This is a genomic window from Curtobacterium sp. NPDC089991 (assembly GCF_044748425.1).
Taxonomy (GTDB): domain Bacteria; phylum Actinomycetota; class Actinomycetes; order Actinomycetales; family Microbacteriaceae; genus Curtobacterium.
Window position 1 is genome coordinate 49,766 of the sequence record NZ_JBIVGB010000006.1, and the last position, 19,811, is coordinate 69,576.

The 19,811-nt window shown below is 71.5% G+C and carries 19 protein-coding genes; 7 read left to right on the forward strand and 12 right to left on the reverse strand.

The window, feature by feature from the left end; genetic code table 11:
* Window positions 1-136 precede the first annotated feature (136 nt).
* Window positions 137-853: a hypothetical protein gene (locus ACIPV1_RS16170; RefSeq protein WP_402726809.1), complete on the forward strand. Its 717-nt coding sequence runs from the start codon at window positions 137-139 to the stop codon at window positions 851-853.
* Between the two features lies 1 nt (window position 854).
* Here the strand turns inward: ACIPV1_RS16170 and ACIPV1_RS16175 are convergent, their stop codons facing one another.
* The 3 genes from ACIPV1_RS16175 to ACIPV1_RS16185 all read right to left on the reverse strand — a co-directional run bounded on the left by ACIPV1_RS16175 (window position 855) and on the right by ACIPV1_RS16185 (window position 4,606).
* Window positions 855-1,637 (reverse strand): endonuclease/exonuclease/phosphatase family protein, encoded by a 783-nt coding sequence (locus ACIPV1_RS16175; RefSeq protein ID WP_402726810.1) that lies wholly within the window; start codon window positions 1,635-1,637, stop codon window positions 855-857.
* Between the two features lie 34 nt (window positions 1,638-1,671).
* Window positions 1,672-3,165, reverse strand: a complete 1,494-nt coding sequence (locus ACIPV1_RS16180; RefSeq protein ID WP_402726811.1) for an LCP family protein — start codon at window positions 3,163-3,165, stop codon at window positions 1,672-1,674.
* 88 nt (window positions 3,166-3,253) lie between these two features.
* A complete protein-coding gene (locus ACIPV1_RS16185) occupies window positions 3,254-4,606 on the reverse strand; it encodes an MFS transporter (RefSeq protein ID WP_402726812.1) in 1,353 nt (450 codons plus the stop codon).
* Between the two features lie 108 nt (window positions 4,607-4,714).
* On the opposite strand from ACIPV1_RS16185, the gene ACIPV1_RS16190 reads away from it, so the two are divergent.
* Both ACIPV1_RS16190 and ACIPV1_RS16195 read left to right on the forward strand, forming a co-directional pair.
* Window positions 4,715-6,961: an FAD-dependent oxidoreductase gene (locus ACIPV1_RS16190; protein WP_402726813.1), complete on the forward strand. Its 2,247-nt coding sequence runs from the start codon at window positions 4,715-4,717 to the stop codon at window positions 6,959-6,961.
* 29 nt (window positions 6,962-6,990) lie between these two features.
* Window positions 6,991-7,767, forward strand: a complete 777-nt coding sequence (locus tag ACIPV1_RS16195) for an IclR family transcriptional regulator (RefSeq protein ID WP_123294849.1) — start codon at window positions 6,991-6,993, stop codon at window positions 7,765-7,767.
* Between the two features lie 105 nt (window positions 7,768-7,872).
* Here the strand turns inward: ACIPV1_RS16195 and ACIPV1_RS16200 are convergent, their stop codons facing one another.
* The gene (locus ACIPV1_RS16200; protein WP_111085873.1) at window positions 7,873-8,523 is read right to left on the reverse strand and encodes a GntR family transcriptional regulator; all 651 of its coding nucleotides are present in this window, start codon (window positions 8,521-8,523) and stop codon (window positions 7,873-7,875) included.
* A gap of 12 nt (window positions 8,524-8,535) precedes the next feature.
* Complete coding sequence (locus tag ACIPV1_RS16205) at window positions 8,536-10,662, reverse strand: MMPL family transporter (protein WP_402726814.1); 2,127 nt, start codon at window positions 10,660-10,662, stop codon at window positions 8,536-8,538.
* A 111-nt stretch (window positions 10,663-10,773) separates the two neighbouring features.
* Here ACIPV1_RS16205 and ACIPV1_RS16210 point away from each other — a divergent pair, with 111 nt between their 5' ends.
* Together ACIPV1_RS16210 and ACIPV1_RS16215 are read left to right on the forward strand one after the other, a co-directional pair.
* Window positions 10,774-11,187, forward strand: coding sequence for a MarR family winged helix-turn-helix transcriptional regulator (locus tag ACIPV1_RS16210; RefSeq protein ID WP_402726815.1), 414 nt, complete (start codon window positions 10,774-10,776; stop codon window positions 11,185-11,187).
* 78 nt (window positions 11,188-11,265) lie between these two features.
* Window positions 11,266-12,306: an LCP family protein gene (locus ACIPV1_RS16215; protein ID WP_402726816.1), complete on the forward strand. Its 1,041-nt coding sequence runs from the start codon at window positions 11,266-11,268 to the stop codon at window positions 12,304-12,306.
* Between the two features lie 87 nt (window positions 12,307-12,393).
* Here the strand turns inward: ACIPV1_RS16215 and ACIPV1_RS16220 are convergent, their stop codons facing one another.
* The 6 genes from ACIPV1_RS16220 to ACIPV1_RS16245 form a co-directional block, all read right to left on the reverse strand.
* Window positions 12,394-13,092 (reverse strand): transglycosylase family protein, encoded by a 699-nt coding sequence (locus tag ACIPV1_RS16220; protein WP_123294616.1) that lies wholly within the window; start codon window positions 13,090-13,092, stop codon window positions 12,394-12,396.
* A gap of 302 nt (window positions 13,093-13,394) precedes the next feature.
* Entirely contained in the window at window positions 13,395-14,546 is a 1,152-nt protein-coding gene (rlmC, locus tag ACIPV1_RS16225) for a 23S rRNA (uracil(747)-C(5))-methyltransferase RlmC (protein ID WP_131881076.1), read from the reverse strand.
* A gap of 7 nt (window positions 14,547-14,553) precedes the next feature.
* The gene (locus ACIPV1_RS16230; protein WP_402726817.1) at window positions 14,554-15,432 is read right to left on the reverse strand and encodes an SMP-30/gluconolactonase/LRE family protein; all 879 of its coding nucleotides are present in this window, start codon (window positions 15,430-15,432) and stop codon (window positions 14,554-14,556) included.
* Between the two features lie 37 nt (window positions 15,433-15,469).
* Window positions 15,470-16,090 carry a DedA family protein gene (locus ACIPV1_RS16235; protein WP_165932418.1) on the reverse strand — a complete coding sequence of 207 codons (621 nt, stop codon included), beginning with the start codon at window positions 16,088-16,090 and terminating at the stop codon, window positions 15,470-15,472.
* A 66-nt stretch (window positions 16,091-16,156) separates the two neighbouring features.
* Window positions 16,157-16,816: a FadR/GntR family transcriptional regulator gene (locus ACIPV1_RS16240; protein WP_402726818.1), complete on the reverse strand. Its 660-nt coding sequence runs from the start codon at window positions 16,814-16,816 to the stop codon at window positions 16,157-16,159.
* The gene (locus ACIPV1_RS16245; protein ID WP_402726819.1) at window positions 16,813-17,535 is read right to left on the reverse strand and encodes an SDR family oxidoreductase; all 723 of its coding nucleotides are present in this window, start codon (window positions 17,533-17,535) and stop codon (window positions 16,813-16,815) included. Before ACIPV1_RS16245 ends, ACIPV1_RS16240 begins: the two co-directional genes overlap by 4 nt.
* A gap of 45 nt (window positions 17,536-17,580) precedes the next feature.
* Here ACIPV1_RS16245 and ACIPV1_RS16250 point away from each other — a divergent pair, with 45 nt between their 5' ends.
* The gene (locus ACIPV1_RS16250; protein WP_248704359.1) at window positions 17,581-18,330 is read left to right on the forward strand and encodes an SDR family NAD(P)-dependent oxidoreductase; all 750 of its coding nucleotides are present in this window, start codon (window positions 17,581-17,583) and stop codon (window positions 18,328-18,330) included.
* 4 nt (window positions 18,331-18,334) lie between these two features.
* Here the strand turns inward: ACIPV1_RS16250 and ACIPV1_RS16255 are convergent, their stop codons facing one another.
* Window positions 18,335-18,742 carry a MarR family winged helix-turn-helix transcriptional regulator gene (locus tag ACIPV1_RS16255; protein WP_111085883.1) on the reverse strand — a complete coding sequence of 136 codons (408 nt, stop codon included), beginning with the start codon at window positions 18,740-18,742 and terminating at the stop codon, window positions 18,335-18,337.
* Window positions 18,743-18,822: 80 nt separating this feature from the next.
* On the opposite strand from ACIPV1_RS16255, the gene ACIPV1_RS16260 reads away from it, so the two are divergent.
* Complete coding sequence (locus ACIPV1_RS16260; RefSeq protein WP_402726820.1) at window positions 18,823-19,767, forward strand: zinc-binding alcohol dehydrogenase family protein; 945 nt, start codon at window positions 18,823-18,825, stop codon at window positions 19,765-19,767.
* Window positions 19,768-19,811: the final 44 nt, after the last annotated feature.

Genomic DNA, 19,811 nt, shown 5'->3' on the forward strand with positions numbered 1-19,811 from the left:
TGCGGCCAGCGTCCGCCGGCCGCACCGGTCCAGGGCCGCAACTGCGTCTTCCTCGTTTGTCACGGTCCGGTGACGGCCAGGACCCGATTCGGTAACACCTGTCGTTCTGGACGGATCGGGGTCGTACCGTCGAACGGTGATCCCTCGGACCCTGCTGGCGCTCGGCGCTGCCGTGCTCGCCTTCTCGGCCGGTGCGCTGGCGCTCGACGGCACCACCGGGCTCGGTGCGGACACCGCCGTGGCGGCGGAGACGTCGCACGACGCAGCTCCCGTGCACGTGTCCAACGCGAAGCTCCGGCGGGTCGACTCCATCGAGCTCGACGCCGAGTCCCTGGTGCTCCGCAACGGCGGGAAGACCGTCGTCGAGTCGTCGATGCGCGACTCCCGGTTGACCGTGAGCCTGCTCGACCGCCTGCTCGGCACCCCGTCGCGCACGCAGACCGCCGAGGGCGACGGCGGCGCGTGCTTCCCGGCCGGCACCACCTACACGTGGGGCGGCGCCATCCGGGTCGCGGCCCTGACCACCGATGCGCAGGCGGGCAACGCCGTCGAGGTCCGTGTGCTGCGCGACCAGGTCCGCAGCAGGCTCGGTGCACGGATCGAGCTGACCGGCCCCGGCGGCGTCCAGGTCGGCGACGACATCGCCGACGAGATCGCGGACGCCCCGCGCTCCGAACGGGTGTCCTTCGGCTCGGACGACTTCCGCGCGTGGCAGTTGCTGCTGCGCGCAGGCTGGGGCTCCTCCGACGACCAGGACTCCGCCGGCACGAACGGCGTCTCCGCCCTGACGGACGACACCACGGTCACGGTGCTCGGCTCCCCGATGCCCGTGCACGCCCAGCGGAGCTGCTGACTCACACGCGGATCGTCGCGACCACCGGGAAGTGATCGCTCGCGAACCACGTCTCCGGCCCGTCGTGGTCGATGACGACCCGGTCGACGCCGGCGACCCCGCGGGTCAGCACCCAGTCGATGCGCTCCCCGGTGTCCACCGGCGGCTGCCAGTCGTTGAACGTCGCCGTCCGGTCCCCCGGGTCGCCCGCGAGCAGCCAGGTGTCGTCGAACCCGGCGTCGGCGAAGACCCGTGACGCGGTTCCGGCGCCGGCCGGCTCGTTGCAGTCCCCGGCGACGATGACCGGACCGGTCTCCCGCGCCAGCCGTTCGACGATGAGCGCCGCGCTCTTCCCGCGCACCTCTTCGCCGTGCTCGCCGAGTTCGTGGTCCAGGTGCGTGGTGAGCACCGTGACCGCCGGCCCGTCGGTGTCCAGGAACACGGCGTGGTTCGCGATGCGCGGGAACAGGCTGCCCCACGTGTTCGAGACCGGTTCGTCCGGGGTGTCCGACAGCCAGAACGACCCCTCGTCGGTCGGTCGGAACCGGTCGCGTCGGTAGAACACCGCCGGGTGCTCCCCCGCGGTGCCGCCCTCACGCCCCTGTCCGACGTCGGCGTGGTCCGGCAGCCCGGCGCGCAGGTCGTCGAGCTGGTGCGCGAAGGCCTCCTGCACGCACACCAGGTCGGGGTCGTGCCGGCGGATGACGTCGAGGAGCACGGGGAGCCGGGCCGGCCAGTCGTGCTCCGGATCCGGGTTCTTGATGTTGTAGGTCATCAGGACGATCGGACGCGTTGCGCTGCTCACCCCTCGAACCTAGCGACCCGGTCCGGCCACGGCCTCAGTTGATGCAGGTGCCCTCGGTGCCGTAGTTGTGCACGTCGGTCGACTTCGGCGCGGGTTCCTTGGACGCCTGCTTGCTCGGCTTCGACCCGGAACCGGTGCTCGCGGGCTTCGACGCGGTCGCGCTCGGCTCGCTGGCGGCCTTCGCGGTCTTGCCGTCGGTGCCGAGCACGAGCGTGACGCCGGTGACCGCGCTGGTGCGCACGGGGACGGCACCGGGCACGGCTGCCGCGATCGCCTTCGCCTGGGACTCCTGGCCGGCGGGGTACTGCACCTGCGTGGCCTTGGTGGTGTCCGAGGAACCGGCCGGTGCGACCTGGAACCCGCGGCTCGTCAGGACCTGCCCTGCTGCGGTCGCGGCACCCTCGACGCCGCTGCCGTTCAGCACGGTGACCGAGGTGTTCGCCGGCTGGGCGCGACCGGCCTTGGCGTAGGCCTCCGGTTCGCCGACCAGGCCCTGCACGAAGGCGGGCAGCCCGACGGTGTCGACCTCGACGATGGACAGCGCCGAACCGTTCACGTAGATGGTCGGCGTGCCGAGGGTCGGGATCGTGGCCGACTGGATGTTCGCGGGGCGCAGGTTCCGCATCTGCGAGGCGAGGTCGATCAGGTTGGTGTCGGTCTGGATCGATCCACCGACGGCCTTGAGGATGTTGCCCATCTTGACCGGGTTCAGCAGCGTGCCGGCGGACGTGACCTTCCGGGCCTCCTGCGACAGGAAGTACTGCTGGCGGACGTTGCGGTCCAGGTCGCCGTTCGGCAGGCCGTGGCGCTGCCGCACGAAGGACAGCGCCTCCTTCGCGTTCAGCGAGGACTTGCCGGCCGGCAGGTCGACGCCGGAGTACGGGTCGTTGGTCGCCTGGTTCAGGCAGACCTCGACCGGGCCGAGTTCCTTGACCACCTGGTAGAAGCCGAGCAGCGAGACGCGCACGTAGTGGTCGATCTGCAGGCCACTCAGGTTCTCGATGGTCTTGATGAGCATCTTCGCACCACCGGTGTCGCCGCCACCGTTGAGCGTGCCGTAGTAGAAGGCGCTGTTGAGCTTGCCCTTGCCCACGTCCGGGATGTCGACGTACGAGTCACGGGGGAACGAGATCATCGTCGCCTGCGTGCCGTCGGCGTTGATGTGCAGGACGATCATCGTGTCGGTGTTCGTCGCACCGCCGTCCGACGTCGTGCTGAGTTCCGCCATCTGCTCGGGGGTGGCGTTGTCCGGCCGGTGGTCGTCGCCGACGAGCAGGATGTTCTGCGCCTTGCCGTCGACGTCGTCCTTCGTGTCCTTCTTGCCGGTGATCGCGTTGACGATCGTGACCCCGCCGGACAGCTGGTTGTACGCGTACGCCGCGTAGCCACCGCTCAGCAGGACGGCCATGGTGAGCACACCCGCGATCGCCGGGAACACCACACCCGCTCGTCGCTTCTGGCGCCCGTGGCGCGGCGTCACGGCACCGCGGCGCGCGGGCTCCGTCGTCTGCTCGGGTTCGTTGCTCACCGGGAAACCATAACCGGAGCGCGCGCAGGGGACATGGAATCCGCCTGGAAGGTCACTCCACAGCCCCTGCGACCGGCCCGCGCTCGGCTCACTCGGCGACGAGTCCCTGCTTGTTCGTCTCGCGCGCCCGGAGCACCGTCACGCCGGTGATCGCGGCGGCGGCCATCACGTAGAAGGCCGGCGCGAACGTGTTGCCCGTCGCGCTGATCAGCCACGTGGCGAAGTACGGGGTGATGCCCCCGAAGAGCGCCACGCTGATGTTGTAGGCGATGCCCATCGACCCGTAGCGGATGGCGGTCGGGAACAGTTCGGCCATCGCGGCGCTCACCGCCCCGTCGAACGCCGCCATGAACAGCCCGAGCAGCACCATCGCGGCTGCGGCGGCCCAGAAGTTACCGGCGTCCATGAGCATGAGCGTCGGGTAGGTCAGCACCAGGAACCCCGCGCACCCGGCGAGCATCACGGGCCTCCGACCGATCTTGTCCGACAGCAGCCCGAAGAACGGGACGAGGCCGGCGATCACCAGGAAGCCGATGACGACGACCCCGTACGAGACGAGCGGCGAGTACCCGAGGTCCGCCTGCAGGTACGAGGGCATGAAGGTCTGCAGGATCCAGTGGCCGACGGCCTTGAGGACCACGAACCCGACGCAGAAGAGCAGGGCCTTCCACCCGGTCCGGAGCGAGCGGCGGAGCGGGTTCTTCGCGAGTTCCCCCTTGGCCTTGAGCGCGCGGAACTCCGGGGTGTCCTCGAGCTTCGTGCGCAAGTACAACCCGACCAGACCGAGCGGCACCGCGACGAGGAACAGGACACGCCACCCCCACGACTCGAGGGCCCCGTCGCCGGCGATCGCCGTGAACAGGAAGACCAGGCCACCACCGACGATGAACGCCGCGAAGCCGAAGACGTCGATGAAGCTCGTCACGAAGCCGCGCCGGTTCGACGGGGCGTACTCGGCCAGGAGCGTCGTCGCCCCGGCGCCCTCGCCACCGGCGGCGAAGCCCTGCACCAGCCGCACCACGACGAGCAGGATCGGCGCGAGCATCCCGACGCTCTGGTACGTCGGCAGGATCCCCATCACGGCGGTCGCGCCGCTCGTGATCAGGATGACCGTGGCCAGCGTGGTCTTCCGGCCGACCCGGTCACCGAGCGACCCCCAGAACAGCCCGCCGAGCGGACGCATCACGAAGCCGGCACCGAACACGGCGAAGGCCGACAGCAGGGCGACCTGCGGGTCGCCCTGCTTGAAGAAGTACAGCGAGATGACGGTCGCCAACGTGCCGTAGAGACCGAAGTCGAACCACTCGACGAAGTGACCGACGCCCGCGGCGACGATCACCTTCCGCATGCCCTGGCGGCGTGCGTCGTCGCCCAGGGCCACCTGGACGTCGGGGGCGGTGGCGGCATCGACGCTGGGTTGCGTCCGGGTTCCGTCGCTCATGGGTGGGCCTCACACTTCGTTGTCGAGAATTCGTTGACGATAGCACTCGTCGGGCACACATTGCCACACAGTGGGAAAGACACGCCACCGAGTGATACCGTTCCGAGCATGCAATCCCGTGAACAGCACCACGACGTCGTGGTCGTCGGCGGCGGTCTCGCCGGTGTCAGCGCGGCCGTCGCCGCCGCCCGCCTCGGCTCGAGCGTCGCCCTCGTCACCAACCGCCCGGTCCTCGGCGGCAACGCCTCGAGCGAGATCCGGGTGTGGGTGGTCGGCGCGACGGCGCACGGCACGCAGCGGTTCGCCCGCGAGACCGGGATCATGGGCGAGCTCTTCCTCGAGAACCAGTACCGGAACCCGCAGGGCAACGCGGTCTACTGGGACCAGGTCGTGCTCGACCTGGTCCGGGCCGAGCCGAACGTGCACCTCCACCTCAACACCGACGTCCGGACCGTGCAGACGGCGGACGACGACAGCGGCGCACCACGCATCACCGCCGTCACGGGGTGGACCATGGGGTCCGAGATCGAGACGACGTTCACCGCACCGGTGTTCCTCGACTGCACGGGCGACGGCCTCGTCGGGGCCCTCGCCGGCGCCGAGTACCGCATCGGGCGCGAGGGCCGCGACGAGCACGGAGAGGAGTGGGCGCCGGAAACGGCCGACGACGAACTGCTCGGCAGTTCGATCTTCTTCTCCACGCACGACACCGGCCGCCCCGAGAAGTTCGTGCCGCCGTCGATCGCGAAGGACCTCGGCACGACACCGATCCTGGCGAACCGGGCGATCCGGACCGGCGACAACGGCTGCAACTACTGGTGGATCGAGTGGGGCGGCGAACTCGACACCGTCGCCGAGAACGAACGCATCCGCGACGAGCTCTGGGGTGTCGTCTACGGCATCTGGGACCACATCAAGAACTCGGGGGCGTTCGACGCGGACACCCTGACGCTCGACTGGGTGGGCGCGATCCCCGGCAAGCGCGAGTACCGCCGGTTCGTCGGCGACCACACCCTGACGCAGCAGGACCTGCTCGAGCAGCGCTCGTTCCCCGACACGGTGGCGTTCGGCGGCTGGTCGATCGACCTGCACCCCGTCGAGGGCGTCTACGCCGAGACCGCCGGCGCCCAGCAGCGGTACACCGACGGCACCTACGACATCCCGTTCCGGTCGCTGTACTCGGCGAACGTGTCGAACCTGCTGTTCGCCGGCCGCGACATCTCCGCGTCGCACGTCGCGTTCGGGTCCACCCGGGTGATGGCCACCTGCGCGGCCCAGGGGCAGGCAGCCGGCACCGCCGCGCACCTGGTCGCCCGGCACGGCACGACGCCACGGTCCCTCGGCACCGAGCAGATCGCCCTGCTGCAGCAGACCCTGCTGCGCGAGGACGCACCGGTCATCGGGGTCCGCGCCGACGACCCCGCCGACCTGGCCCGCACCGCCCGCATCACCGCGAGCAGCGAGCTGACCACGATCGACACGACGCCGTTCGCGACCGCCGACCGCTTCGACCTGGACCGCGACGTCGCGATTCTCCTGCCCGCCGACCCCGCGCTCGGCGAGTTCCGGCTCCGCACCGAGGCGGACGACGACACCGAGCTCACCATCGAGCTCTGGACCACCGGCAAGCCCCAGAACTACGCCCCGATCGACCACGTCAGCACGCACTCCGCACACGTCGCCGCCGGACCGGGCGAAGCAGTGGTCGACCTGGACTTCCACCCGGACGCACCCTGCAACGCGGTCGTCGTGGTCCGTCGGCAGCCCGGCGTCCGACTGGTCCTGACCGACGGCCACCCCTACGGCGTGATGGCCCTGCGCGCCCGCGCTGCCGACGACGAGCAGTTCGACGACCACATCCCCGAGGAGTCCGGACAGCCCGTGACGGACTGGGAGGCGCGCGCCCTGCGCGGACACGCGTTCGCGTTCACCGCAGCCGGCGAGACGGACGCGTGGCGGGCCTCCCGGGTCAGCGACGGCCACCAGCGCCCGTTCGGCGGACCGCACATGTGGTCGTCCGACGCGGGTGCCGGCGCAGCCGTGCTCTCGCTCGACTGGGCGGAGCCCGTCGACGTCCGCCAGATGCGCATCGTCTGGAACGACGACGTCGACGCCGACCTCATCAACCTGCACCACCACCGCACCCCCTGGGACGCCGTGCCCACACTCGCCCGCGACTACCGGATCGAGGCGTGCGTCGACGGGACCTGGCGGACGCTCGCCGCGGTCGACGCGAACCGACACCGCCATCGCGTCCACGACGTCGATCCGGTGCGCACGGCCGCCCTGCGGGTCGTCGTGACCGCGACGAACGGGTCCCCGTTCGTCACCGCGAGCGCCGTGAAGGTCTCCTGACGCGCGCCGGGACGGGCCAGAATGAGGGGATGGCGACCACCCCTCCGAACCAGAGCATCGAGCGAGCCGCAGCGGTCCTCGGTGCGCTCGGCGCGTCCGACGGCGCGGTGCGCGCCTCCGACATCGCGCGGGCGATCGGGCTGGGGACCTCGACCACCGGGCGGCTCCTGGCGACGCTCGAGTCGCTCGAGTACGTCCGACGCGATCCGGAGACCCAGGCGTACTCGGTCGGTCGGGCCGTGCTCGAGCTCGCCAGCCAGGGGCTCAACCACAACCCGGTGCACCGCGAGAGCCGCTCGGCGGCGCAGGAACTCGCGCACCGCGTCGGCCTGACCGCCAACGTCGGCGTGCAGGACGCCGCGTCGTGCATCTACCTCTGCCACTTCGAGGGCTCCCTCGCGCCGAAGTCGCACACGATGATCGGGATGCGGCAGCCGATGCACGCGTCCGCACTCGGCAAGGCGCTGATGCTCGACCTGTCGCCGGACGAGCGACGCTCGCTGCTCGGGGACGACCTGGCCCGGTACACCGACCACACGATCACGACGCACGACGCCCTGACGGCCGATCTCGCCGCCTCGGCGAAGCGCGGTTGGTGCGAGGAGAACCAGGAGCTCGCGCTCGGCCGGTTCTGCATCGCGGCACCGATCCGCAACGCCTCGGGGCGGATCGCGGCGGCGCTGTCGATCTCGGGGCGCCTGACGCAGCTGCGTGACCGCGACCTGGACTCCCTCGCCGAGGACCTCATCGAGGTCGCCGACCGCATCAGCGTCGGCCTCGGGATGATCAGCGCCGTCGCGCACTGACGCGGGCGTCGCGGCTCGAGACGCGCGTGACGGCGGACGGGAGGCCCGTGGCGGCGTCGCCACGGGCCTCCCGTCCGCCTCCTGGTCGCGCTGGGCGACGGGGCGCTACGCGCGCGACGGCAGCAGGTGGATGGCCTCCATCGCGAGCTCTGCCGCGATCGGGTCCTTCGCCAGGACGGCAGCCTTGAGGTTCTCGAGTTCGGGCAGGATCACCGCGGCCGGGATGAGCTCGGCGAGTTCGGGGACCCGGAGCTTGAAGGACAGCCCGTCGGTGGTCGACCGGCAGAGCTGCACGAGCGACGGGTTGCCGCAGGCGTCCGCCCACTGCGAGTAGATGTCGGCGCCGTTGCGGGCGACCTGGTCCTGCTCGTCGGCGCCGACCCGCGCGATGACGTCGTCGAGCATCTTCACGATCTTCTTGCGCTGCGGCTCGGTGAAGTTGGGCACCGCGAGGCGCACGACGCCCCCGTAGATGACGCCGAGCGTGCGGTAGGCGTCGAGGAGCTCGTCCTTCGTCGGGGCCGCCACGCGGGTGTAGCGGTTCGGTGCCATCTCGATCAGGCCGGCGCGGGCGAGTTCCGCGAGCGCCTCGCGGATCGGGGTGCGGGAGACCCCGAGCCACGCGATCAGGTCGTCGTCGTTGAGCCGCTCGCCGGGCTCCAGCGTGCCGTCCATGATCGCGTCGCGGATCTTGTCCTGCACGGTGTCACGGAGGAGTTTGCGCTCGGCGGCGGGCTGCGTCGAAGGAACTGGCATGCACCCAGCGTGTCACATGTGATGGTTCGCGCGCGAGAGGCGCGACGGCCACCAGGCCCGCCGACCGAGGTCGTACGCGATCGCCGGCACGAGCAGCGAGCGGACGACGATCGTGTCGAGCAGGACGCCGAACGCCACGACGAACGCGATCTGCACGAGGAACAGGATCGGGATGACGCCGAGGGCCGCGAACGTCGCCGCGAGCACCACGCCCGCCGAGGTGATCACCCCGCCGGTGACCCCCAGTCCGCGCAGGACCCCCTCGTGCGGACCGTGCCGCAGCGCCTCTTCCCGCACCCGTGTCATGAGGAAGATGTTGTAGTCCACCCCGAGCGCGACGAGGAACACGAACGAGTACAGCGGCACGCTCGGGTCCGCACCGGGGAAGTGGAACACGTGGTCGAACACGAGCGCTCCGACGCCGAGTGCTGCGGCGAACGACACGATCACGCTGCCGATGAGCACGAGCGGGGCGACGACGCTGCGGAGCAGGAGCATCAGGATGAGCAGGATCACGACCAGCACCACGGGGATGATCAGCGTGCGGTCGCGGATCCCGGTGTCGTTCGTGTCGACGGCCGTCGCGGTGACCCCGCCGACGACCGCGTCGGGATCGACCCGTTCGACGGCCGTGCGGAGGTCGCGGACCGTCTGCTCGGCGGCGTCCGAGTCGGCCGGGTCGGACAGCGTGGCCTCGAGCAGCACGTCCCCGCGCGACACCGTCGGAGCGGCGGCGGCGTCGCCGTTCGAGGTCGAGTCGCTCGTCACGGGCACCGTGCCGGACGGGGCGTCCTTCGCGGCGGCGACGACCCCGTCGACGCCGTCGACCCCCGTGACGGCGTCGACGAGTGCGTCGAGGTCGCGTTCCGACCCGATGACCTGCGCCGGGCTGCCGGAGCCACCCGGGAAGTGGTCGGCCAGGACGTCCTGCCCGTCGCGTGCCTGCGAGGCCCCGATGACCAGGTCGCTCTGCGGGACCCCGTCGGCCTTGAGCCCGACCAGTCCCGTGCCCATCGCGAGCAGCCCGACCGTGCAGACGATCCACACCACCCGGGAACGCTTGGCGACGAGCCGACCGACGCGGGCCCAGATGCCGCGGGCGTCCGGACCGGTGAGCACCGGGTGGGCGCTGCCGTACGCGGGACGGAGCGGCCAGAACGCGGCGCGGCGGAACGCGAGCAGCAGGGCGGGCAGCAGCGACAGGGCGGCGAGCAGGCTGAACGCGATGCCGATCGCGGCGACGGGACCGAGCGCCTTGTTCGAGTTGAGGTCGGAGAGCAGCAGGCAGAGCACGCCCACGATGACGGTGCCGCCCGAGGCCAGGATCGGCTCGAGACTCCCCCGCAGGGCCGCCTTCGTCGCACCCCAGCCGGTGCGGTGGTCGCGCAGCGCCTCGCGGAAGCGCGCCGTGTAGAGCAGGGCGTAGTCCGTGGCGGCGCCGATCACCAGGATCGACAGGATCCCCTGCACCTGGCCGTTGACGGTGACGATGTCGGCCTTGGCGAGCCACCACACCACGAGGATCGAGGCGCACAGGGCGAACGTCGCGGTGCCGAGCACGAGGATCGGCAGCAGCGGTGACCGGTAGACGATGATCAGGATCACGAAGACCGCGGCGAGCGCCACCCCGAGCAGCAGGCCGTCGATGCCGGCGAACGCCTCGGTCAGGTCGGCGGTGAACCCGGCGGGCCCGGTGACGTACCCGCTGACGCCGCTGGGCAGGGCGTCGTCGACGTCGGCGCGGATCGCCTCGACCGCGTCACCGGTGTCGGCTGCCGTGGTGAGGGTCGCGACGATCTCGACCGCGTCGCCGTCCTCGCTCGGGATCACCGGGCTGACGGCTTCGACGTCGTCGCGGTCACCGAGCTGGGTCGCGAGGTTCTTCGCCGCGGTCAGGTCGGAGGACGACATGCCGCCGTCGCGCTCGAGCACGATGATCGCGGGTGCGCCCGACTCCTGGCGGAACTCGGACGACCGCTCCTGCACCTTCGTGGCGTCGGCCGACGCCGGCAGGAACGAGGTCTGGTCGTTCGTCGACACCTCGGAGATCTTGCCGAAGTACGGACCGCCGACGGAGGCGATCGCGAGCCAGACCACGATGACGAGCGCGGGGAGGACGATGCGGAGGAAGCGGGACACGACGGCGAGCGTACACCGGTCGTCAGCATGCTGATTACTAGACGGCTGCGACGCCGTCGTGACGCCGACCGCGACGCCGACCGCGACAGCTGGCGACCGTAGACTGCGCCCATGGACGACACGACCGAGCAGTGGCCCCTCGGCCGGCTGTTGTCGGCCGCGGCACGCTCGGTCGAGCGGGACTGGGATGAACGCCTCCGCGCCATCGGGCTGCCGCACGCAGCCCTCATCGCGGTCGACATCCTGATCCGCACGGGCCCCACCGGCGCCGACACGATCGCTCGCACGGCACGGGTGCAGCCGCAGACGATGTCGCGGACCCTCGAGCGCATGGAGCGGGACGGCCTGGTCGAGCGCACCCCGCACCCCGCCGACCGACGCCGGCGCCTCGTGACCGTGACCGATCACGGACGCCGAGCGTGGGAGACCGCTCGACACATCGAGCGCGAGGTCCTGCCGGACGACCCGGCACTGCGGACGGCACTCACGGAACTGCTCGGGAAGTCACGGCAACCGAACAACTGACACGCTGTACCTGAAATACCAGATGCGGTACGATGGGTCGGTCGGTGGCACGCCGACGCGAACCCGTTGGAGTCCCGCATGTCCGAACGACGGGCGGCCCGCCTGGCCGCCGACACCGCCACCCGAAGCGGACGCCACCCGCGGCGCCGACGCCCGTTCCTCGTCGCACTGCTCGCGACGGTCGGCTCGCTGGTCGGCATCGCCACCGTGATCGCCGTCGTCGCGAGCATCTTCGTCGGCGGCCTGGCGCGCAGCTTCGACGCCCGCCACGACACGATCGCGAACCCGTTCCCGAGCGGGACCCGACCGGCTGCTTCCGGCGGCGAGAACATCCTGCTCATCGGGTCCGACTCACGAGCTGCACGCGGACCGGACGGCAAGCCATCCGAGGCCGGTGGCCGTTCGGACACCCTGATGCTCGCGCACGTCCCGGCCGACCGGCAGGCCGTGTACCTGATGTCGATCATGCGTGACTCGTGGGTGGACGTACCGGGTCACGGCAACGCCAAGATCAACGCCGCGTACGCGTGGGGCGGCATCCCGCTCACCGTGCAGACCGTCGAGCAGCTGCTCGACGTCCGCATCGACCACGTCGCCGAGGTCGACTTCACCGGGTTCAAGGACATGACCGACGCCCTCGGCGGTGTCACGGTCGACTCCGGGCAGGCGTTCGCCGCAGGCAAGCACGAGTTCGTCGCCGGCGCGAACCGGCTCGACGGCGACGCCGCACTCGCGTTCGTGCGCGAGCGGTACTCGTTCGCCGACGCGGACCACACCCGCGTGCTGAACCAGCAGGCGTTCATGCGCGGGGTCGTCGGCGGGCTGCTCTCCCGCGGCACGATCACGAACCCCGGGCGTATCCAGGACTTCGTGACCGCGACGAGCGAGCACCTGGCGGTCGATGCCGGACTGACCTTCCCGACCCTCGTCGGCCTCGGATGGTCGCTGCGCGACGTCCGGACCGACGACCTCAAGACGTTCACGGTGCCGACTGCGGGGTCCGGAACCTCGCCGGACGGGCAGTCCTACGTCACGCTCAACGACCTGGCGGTCGGCTCGCTGTCACAGGCGCTGCGGTCCGACGACGTCGCCGGTTGGCTGGCCGACAACCGGCAGTAGCGCCCGCAGGCTCCCACCACCGGTCACGCACGACGACGCCCCGCGACCGAGGTCGCGGGGCGTCGACGTGTTCGTCCGGTGGAACGATCAGGCGGGGAGCTGCAGCTCCTGGCCCGAGTAGATGAGGTTCGCGTCGTCAATGGTCGACGTGTTCGCGGCCCACAGCTTGTTCCAGCCACCGTCGATCTTGAGCTTGGTGGCGATGGTGTCGAGCGTGTCGCCCGAGGCGATCGTGTACGTCTTGCCGCTCGTCTTCACGGCGGCGGGCTTGCTCGGCGTGGTGGCTGCCGGGGCGGCCTCCTGCGCCGGCGCCGGCGCAGGAGCCGGGGTGCTCGGTGCGGCCTGCTCCGGGGCAGCGGGGGCCGGTGCGGCCTGCTGCGTCGGGGCCGGAGCAGCGGGGGCTGCCGGAGCCGGAGCAGCGGCGGCCGGTGCGGCACCGCTCGTGCCGCTCAGCCCGAGCTGGGCCGAGCAGGCGGGCCAGGCGCCCCAGCCCTGCGTGGCGAGGACACGCTCGGCGACGGCGATCTGGGCCTCGCGGCTCGCGCCGGCAGGGCTGCCGACACCACCGTTCGCCTGCCAGGTGCCGAGGTTGAACTGCAGGCCGCCGTAGTAGCCGTTGCCGGTGTTGATGGCCCAGTTGCCGCCGGACTCGCACTGCGCGAGGGCGTCCCAGGTCGAGCCGGACGCAGCGTTCGCGGGGGTTGCCGCGAGGCCGACACCGGTCGCGGCGATGCCGGCGAACGCGAGGCCGCCGACGATGGTGCGGGTACGGGAAAGCTTCTTCATGTGATTGCTCCACCGGGGTCACGAGCCGCTTCGAACGCGGAATCCACTGCCCACCCCGACCGATCGCGGTCAGTTGTGGGGTGCGCCACCGGGGGCAGTGGTCATCGGGCCGGCGGCACCTCGGTCGGCAACCATAGGAAACTCTTCACCGTTATCAAACCGAGACAAACGGTTCTACCCGTTGGTGCTATGTACCCCGCACTCGAACCTGTACGCCTCGATGCCCATGGCCATGGTCATCGACCCGTACCCGGGTACGTCACCTTGGCAATTCCCTGGCAATGCCGGCCAGGAGGCCCGGATCACGCCCGCGACAGCAGCGTGACGGCCTCGAGATGGCCGGTCTGGGGGAACATGTCGAGCACACGAGCGCGGCGCAGCCGGAACGAGGGCATGCGCGCGAGGTCCTTCGCCAGGGTCACCGGGTTGCAGCTCGAGTAGACGACGTGCTGCACGTCGGACTCCTCGAGCCAGGTCGACAGCGCCTCGCCGATCCCGCGTCGTGGCGGGTTCACCAGGACGAGCTCGGGCACCGTGTCGGGTCGGGCGCGGAGTGCGTGCTCGGTGGCGTCGTCGGCGGCGAACCGGAGCCCCTCGAGCCCGGCCTCGCGCGCGGACTGCTTCGCGGAACGGATCGCCTCGGCACTGGTCTCGATGCCCGTCACCGCTCGGCCCGGTCGCGCAGCGTGCAGGGCGAACCCGCCCACGCCGCAGTACAGGTCCCACATCGACGCCGGGTCGAGCTCGTCGATCCACGCCGAGGCCTGCGCGTACAGCTCGGTGGCGACGGCGGTGTTGGTCTGGAAGAAGCTCTGCGGCCGCAGGTGCATCGTGATCCCGCCCAGGCGCATCGGCAGCGTCTCCTGCTCGGTGAGGACGATCTCCCGGTCACCCTCGGTCACGGCCTTGTGCTCGGGAAGCAGGTTCACCGTGACGACCACCACGTTCGGCAGGGCGTCGCGCAGCACATCGAGGTAATGCCGGATCCGAGCCACCTGCCCCTCGGACCGCAGGACGAACCGCACCATCAGTTCGCCGTCGGGCGACTCGGTGACCAGGACGTACTTCAGCTCGCCGCGTCGGGCAGCGACGTCGTACGGGATCAACCCCGCGGTCTGGACGAAGTCGGCGAGCAGGGGCAGCGCGTGTCGGATGCCGGGCGTGCAGATCCCGCAGTGCCGCAGGTCGACGCCGCGCTGCCGGTGGTCGAGGATGCCGACGGTCGGGTGCTCCGTCGAGCCGCCGACCACCATCTTCGCCTTGTTCCGGTACCCGGACTCGGGGCTCGTGATCGCCGGTGACCACGTGACGGCTCCGGGGCCGCCAGCCGCCTCGACGGCGTCGTGCAGGAGTTCGCGGGTGCGGAGCTCCTTGTCGAGGACTTGGTCAGCGTAGGGCTGCCCCATGAGCGTGCAGGACCGGCACACCCCACGGTCGAAGTAGTCGCACTGCATGGCCGAGTCAGGATACGGCAGCGTCCCGCGTCGTCGTGGCGATCCGGTAGACCGACGTCGTCGCCGTCAGGAACAGCGTCGTGCCGTCGTCGCCGCCGAAGCACAGGTTCGATGTCACCTCGGGGACGGCCACCTCGCCGATCCGCTCGCCGGAGGGGTCGAACACGACGACGCCGCGGTGCGACGACGACCACACGTTGCCGTGCACGTCGACCCGGATGCCGTCCGGTGCGCCCTCGCCCGGCTCGAGTCGCGCGAACACCCGGCCGTTCTTGAGCAGGTCGCCGCCGTCACCGACGCGGTCGTAGGCGCGGATGACCGGTTCGTCCCCCGACGAGCTCGCGATGTAGAGGGCCTGCTCGGACGGGTCGAAGGCGAGTCCGTTCGGCTCGTCGACGTCGGTCGCGACGGGGCGCAGGTCCTCACCGGACGGTCCGCAGCGGAACGTCCAGTGGTCGCCGTACTCGCGCACGCCGGGGTGGCCTTCGCGCGGCTGGGTGATGCCGTAGGCCGGGTCGGTGAACCACACGCTGCCGTCCCGCGCGACGACGACGTCGTTCGGCGAGTTGAACCGCACGCCGGCCCAGGCGTCGACGATCGGCGTGACGACGCCGTCGCGGTCGCGCTCCACCCGCCGGAGTCCGTGCGAGCACTGGACGACCCTGCCGTCGCGGTCGAGCGTCCGGCCGTTGGTGAACTCGACGCCCTCGGCGTACGTGGAGGTCTCGCCGGAGTCGGCGTGCCACTGCAGGACCCGGTCGCCGGGGATGTCCGACCAGCGCAGGGTACGGGACGCCGGGATCCAGCAGGGTCCTTCGGCCCACGTGCTGCCGGTGGCGATGCGCTCGAGCGCGTCAGGGTCCGGTACGAGGTCGTCGAGCAGCACGGGTTCTCCTTCGAACGGTGTCCCCACCCTACGTTCGTCAGGCCGCAGCCGCCGCCTCGCTGCGTCGTCGCACGGCCTTCTCGACCGCCGTGATCGCGAGGCCGAGCAGGATCGACGCCACGACCGCGAGGGTCGTGACGAGGAAGGGCTGCTCCCGGCTCCAGCGCCCGGTGGCCGCCGCGATGCCGACGCAGTACGCGGCCCACACGACGTCGGCGAGCACGCAGCTGACCAGGAACCGCCGAACGTCGAGCCCGCTGTCCGCGCCGACCAGGTTCGTCGTCAGCCGGCCCATCGGGATGAAGCGCCCGAGGACCGCGATGCGCCCGGGAGCGGCACGGTAGCGGCCGTCGATGGCGTCCCGGGCCTTGCGGACCTTCGGACGCGCGAACCACGACCTCGAGCCCAGGTCGACCGAGCGCGCCAGGTGGTACAGCCCGAGGTCGCCGAGGACCATGCCGATCGAGGCCGCGACGACGAGGACGAGGACCGGCAGGAGGCCGCCGTCACCGCCCACCAGGAGCGTGCCGACCGCGACGACGAGCGCCTGGCTGGGGAGGAAGACCGCGACACTGCCGACGGCGAGCACGAGGCCGACCACGACGAACGTCCACGGGGTGCCGATGAGCTGGACGACCAGGTCCTGTGCTGCGTCCACGCTCACCCTCCACGGGCGCCGGAGGAGCGCACCGGACTCCATCTTCCCAGGTCGGCGGGGCACCGCTCACGTGCGCTCGACGATCGCCCGCATCGCCGCGGCCGCGTCGTCCGGGTGGCCGTCGACGACGGCACCGGCGAGCGCGAGGTGGAGGCCGACGTCGTGCCGGTCCGGGCGGATGCTCCCGCGTTCGCGCAGTACCTGGCCCACGACGCGGTGCAGGCGTCGGTACAGCGTGTTGTCGGACAGGTCGAGCACGAGCGCGTGGAGCCGCACGTCCGCGGCCACGAAGTCGAGGCGGTCGTCGCGGGCCGCTGCGGCCGCGAGCTCGTCCGCGGTGGTGCGGAGCGCCTCCCGTCGGTCCGCGCACTCGTCGAGGGGAGCCCGCCGGGCTGCTGCGGCGGCTGCGGCGGGTTCGACCGCCGCGCGGAGTTCGCGGAGCTCGACCGCCACGCGGTCACCGTCCGGGCCCCGGAGGCGCCACCGCACGACGCGCGGATCCAGGACGTCCCACTCCAGCACGCCGAGGACGGTCACGCCGACCCGGCGCCGCGCGGTGAGCAGGCCGAGGGCGACGAGGACGCGGACGGCCTCGCGGACGATGCTGCGACTGGCCCCGGTCGACGCCACCAGGTCGTCGATGCTCCGGCGACTGCCCACGGCGATGACGCCGGAGACGACGGCGGCACCGATCTGGTCGAGGACGCGGTCGAACGTGCTGGTCACCGCTGGGACACCGGGCTGACCACGAGCTCGTCGACGCGCATGTACGACGGCGCCTCGAGCACGAACGACACCGCGCGGGCGATGTCCTCCGGCTGCAGCATCACCGATCGTGCGGCGGCGTCGGGCACCGATGGCCGCTGGTCGAGGAAGTCGGTCGCGACGTCACCGGGGCACAGGTGCGTCGCCCGGACCCCGTGGTGCGCCTCTTGCTGGTTGAGGCTCCGGACGACCGAACCGAGCGCGGTCTTCGAGGCGGAGTACGCGACGCCGGCGCCGGGCTGGAAGGACCACCCGGCGTAGGACGACACCACGACGACCACGCCGCCGGACTCGCGCAGCGCAGGCAGCGCGGCGTCGACGACCGTGACCACCGCGGTCAGGTTCGTGTCGACGATCGCGCGGAAGTCCGGCAACGACTGGTCGTCCCACCGGCGCCGCGGCGCGTTCAGCCCGGCGGCGAGCACGACGGCGTCGAGTCGTCCGAACCGCTCGAGCACGGTGTCCCGCGCAGACGCGACGGCAGCGGGATCGGCAGCGTCGAGGGGCAGGACCGCCGCCGTGCCGCCGGAGGCCGTGATCGTCGCCGCGACCTGCTCGAGCCGGTCCACGCGCCGCCCGCTCAGGACCACCGTCCACCCGTCGCGCGCAGCGGCCTCGGCACTCGCGGCACCCATGCCGCTGCCGCCGCCGGTGACCCAGAGCACCCGTTGCTTCGCCATGCTGCAATAGTATGCCTATTGCAGCAACCGACGACAGGAGCAACGATGCACCTCGACCTGACCGACCGTGTGGTGGTCGTGACCGGCGCAGCACGCGGGATCGGACGCACGCTCGCCGATCGCTTCGTCGCCGAGAGGTGCCGCGTGGTCGCCCTCGACCTGGCCTTCGAACCCGACTTCCCGCTCGACCACGTCGTGTGCAACGTCGCCGACCCGGATTCGGTCCGGGCCGCCGTCGACGAGGTCGTCACCCGGCACGGCACGATCGACGTGCTCGTGAACAACGCCGGCATCAACGTCGAGGGCACCGTCGCCGAACTGCAGTGGGACGCCTGGCGCCGGTGCATGGACGTCAACCTCGGCGGCACCTTCCTGATGAGCCAGGCCGTCGCGCCGGTGATGCAGGCCGCGGGGCGGGGGCGGATCATCAACGCCGCCTCGTTCGCCGCGATCGTCCCGAGTGTCGGCAGCGCTGCCTACGCGGCGTCCAAGGCCGCGGTCGTCTCGTTCACCCGGGTGCTGGCGTCGGAGCTCGGCCCGTGGGGCATCACCGTCAACGCGTACGCGCCGGGCATGGTCCCGACGGCGATGAACGGGTTCGCGACCATGCCGGCCGAGGCCCAGGACCGCCTGCTCGACACCCTGTCGCTGCGCCGGTGGGAGACCGCGGACGACGTCGCCGACCTGCTCGTCTTCGTGGCGAGCGACGCCTCGGGCTACGTCACCGGCACCCTGCTCGACGTCTCCGGCGGCAAGCTCGCGACACAGATCCCGGCACGCGCGCACGGCCGCTGAGGGTTCAGCGCAGCATCCGCTCCAGGAGTGCGCGCAGCTGCCGCCGGTCCCGCTCCGGCAACCGGGCGGTGAGCGGCAGCAGTGCATCGCGGATCGCGCCCTCGAGCGAGCGCGCCACCTCGAGACCGGCGTCGGTGATCACGACGTCCACCGCGCGGGCGTCGTCCGCGTTCGGCTGCCGCGCGAGCAACCCCTTCTTCTCCGCGCGCGCCACCAACCCGGTCATCGTCGACTTCTCGAGCCCCAGGTACTGCGCCAGGTCACCGATCCGCAGACGACGGTCACGCAGGATCGCGAGGACCCGCAGCTGCGTCAGCGACAGCCCGGCATCGGCCGCGAGCCCGGTCAGCGGCCCCATCGTCCGGAACGCGGCCTCGCCCAGGGCATCGACGAGCTGCTCGTCCTCGGTCATCTCCTGCACCACTCCAGCCTAGTTGACGAACTTCGTGATGCGAACTACTTTGTTCGTAACACGAAGCAATGGAGGACACCATGCACGCAGCAGTCGTCACCGAGTTCGGCCACGCCCCGACCTGGCAGGAGTTCGACGAACCGACTCCCGGACCCGGCGAGGTCGTCGTCGACGTCGTCGCGGCCGGGCTCCACCCGCGGGTCCGCTCGCAGGCCGACGGTTCGCACTACACCAGCGAGGGCGCGCTCCCCCTGGTCCCCGGCGTCGACGGCGTCGCCCGGTTCCCCGACGGCACGCTCCGCTACGTCGCCGTCGCGAGCGACACCCGCGGCACCATGGCCGAGCGCGTCGCGGTCGACCCGCGGGCGAGCGTCGTCCTCCCCGACGGTGCCGACCCGGTCACCGTGGCCGCCGGCGTGAACCCGGTGCTGTCGTCGTGGGTGGCCCTGCGCCGGCGGATCGACTTCGCCCCGGGCAGCCGCGTCCTCGTGCTCGGCGCTACCGGGGCCTCGGGCACCGCGGCGGTGCAGGTGGCGAAGCACCTCGGTGCCGCACACGTCGTCGCGAGCGGGCGCAACCCGGAGCGGTTGGCGGCGCTCACCGCCCTCGGCGCCGACGTCGTGCTGCCGTTGGCCGACGTCGACGCCCTCGGCGCAGCGGCAGCCGACGTCGACGTGGTCATCGACTACGTCTGGGGCCAGCCCGCGGCCGACGTGATGCGCGCCGTCGTCACCGCCCGCACCGAACCGGGTCGCCGACTCGACTGGATCGCGATCGGTTCCACCGCGGGCCACGAGGCGACGATCCCGTCCGCGGCACTGCGCGCCTCGGGCCTGACGATCGTCGGCAGCGGGCAGGGGTCGGTCGGGCGTGCCGGTTTCGTCGCCGAGCTCCCGGGCATCGTCAGTGCGATCGCGGACGGCACCGTCCGGGTGGACGCGACGGCCGTGCGGTTGGCGGACGTCGAGGCGACGTGGGCCGGACAGCCCGCCGGGAGCACGGGCAGAGTGGTGTTCACAGTGTGAACCGAGCGCGAGCAGGCTGTCCGGTCGCACAGGTTCTCCACATC

Excerpts from the sequence above, each read along its gene's own strand:
- ACIPV1_RS16185 (WP_402726812.1), bottom strand. The coding sequence starts at position 4,606 with ATGAGCGACGGAACCCGGACGCAACCCAGCGTCGATGCCGCCACCGCC.
- ACIPV1_RS16190 (WP_402726813.1), top strand. The coding sequence starts at position 4,715 with ATGCAATCCCGTGAACAGCACCACGACGTCGTGGTCGTCGGCGGCGGT.
- ACIPV1_RS16195 (WP_123294849.1), top strand. The coding sequence starts at position 6,991 with ATGGCGACCACCCCTCCGAACCAGAGCATCGAGCGAGCCGCAGCGGTC.
- ACIPV1_RS16200 (WP_111085873.1), bottom strand. The coding sequence starts at position 8,523 with ATGCCAGTTCCTTCGACGCAGCCCGCCGCCGAGCGCAAACTCCTCCGT.
- ACIPV1_RS16210 (WP_402726815.1), top strand. The coding sequence starts at position 10,774 with ATGGACGACACGACCGAGCAGTGGCCCCTCGGCCGGCTGTTGTCGGCC.
- ACIPV1_RS16215 (WP_402726816.1), top strand. The coding sequence starts at position 11,266 with ATGTCCGAACGACGGGCGGCCCGCCTGGCCGCCGACACCGCCACCCGA.
- ACIPV1_RS16220 (WP_123294616.1), bottom strand. The coding sequence starts at position 13,092 with ATGAAGAAGCTTTCCCGTACCCGCACCATCGTCGGCGGCCTCGCGTTC.
- rlmC (WP_131881076.1), bottom strand. The coding sequence starts at position 14,546 with ATGCAGTGCGACTACTTCGACCGTGGGGTGTGCCGGTCCTGCACGCTC.
- ACIPV1_RS16245 (WP_402726819.1), bottom strand. The coding sequence starts at position 17,535 with ATGGCGAAGCAACGGGTGCTCTGGGTCACCGGCGGCGGCAGCGGCATG.
- ACIPV1_RS16250 (WP_248704359.1), top strand. The coding sequence starts at position 17,581 with ATGCACCTCGACCTGACCGACCGTGTGGTGGTCGTGACCGGCGCAGCA.
- ACIPV1_RS16255 (WP_111085883.1), bottom strand. The coding sequence starts at position 18,742 with ATGACCGAGGACGAGCAGCTCGTCGATGCCCTGGGCGAGGCCGCGTTC.
- ACIPV1_RS16260 (WP_402726820.1), top strand. The coding sequence starts at position 18,823 with ATGCACGCAGCAGTCGTCACCGAGTTCGGCCACGCCCCGACCTGGCAG.